This window comes from Paenibacillus rhizoplanae, assembly GCF_042684125.1.
Lineage (GTDB): Bacteria > Bacillota > Bacilli > Paenibacillales > Paenibacillaceae > Paenibacillus_AQ > Paenibacillus_AQ rhizoplanae.
In genome coordinates this window covers 1-627 of sequence record NZ_JBHUKY010000082.1, presented here as the reverse complement: position 1 = coordinate 627, position 627 = coordinate 1, and the positions used below count along the sequence as shown (strand labels likewise).

Here is a 627-nt window from a genome sequence, read left to right as displayed (position 1 = left end):
CAAAGCTTGCTTACAGCTCCCCGAGGCAGTTTCGTTGTTCGCCACGTCCTTCGTCGGCTCCTGGCGCCTAGGCATCCTCCGTGTGCTCTTAGTAGCTTAACCAAATCGCTCCGGTATTGGCTCATTCGCTCATCTTGTTTTGAATAGCGCATCCGGATTACTCCGCCTGCTGGAATATTCAAAGCCAAAAGTCCCTCATAATCCAAAACCATCGCTCAGTATCGCTAAAAACTTCAAAACTTGTTTACACAAGTTCAGCTTAAAGGAATGTTCTAAAACGCAAATTCATTTCGGTATCCAGTTTTCAAGGATCAAGTTGTATCCAGTATTTCAGACATGACAAATAGATGAAGTTTGTTGGTGGAGCCAAGCGGGATCGAACCGCTGACCTCCTGCTTGCAAGGCAGGCGCTCTCCCAGCTGAGCTATGGCCCCGCAAATTCCATCAAAACCGAACAAATGGAAACGCTCAAGGCTTTACAAAGTAAAGCCTGCTTCAGGAAGTAAGCTTCCTGAAGACTTTTATTTGAATGTTTCCGTTGCAGGAAACGATTCTCCATAGAAAGGAGGTGATCCAGCCGCACCTTCCGATACGGCTACCTTGTTACGACTTCACCCCAATCATCTA

At 46.7% G+C, this 627-nt stretch carries 1 tRNA gene and 2 rRNA genes; all 3 read right to left on the bottom strand.

The annotated features are described in order from the left end of the window. Window positions 1-102: ribosomal RNA gene (locus ACFSX3_RS30425) — 23S ribosomal RNA — on the bottom strand; the annotation flags it as partial. 256 nt (window positions 103-358) lie between these two features. Continuing rightward, window positions 359-434, bottom strand: a tRNA-Ala gene (locus ACFSX3_RS30420). A gap of 127 nt (window positions 435-561) precedes the next feature. Beyond that, window positions 562-627, bottom strand: a 16S ribosomal RNA gene (locus ACFSX3_RS30415); the annotation flags it as partial.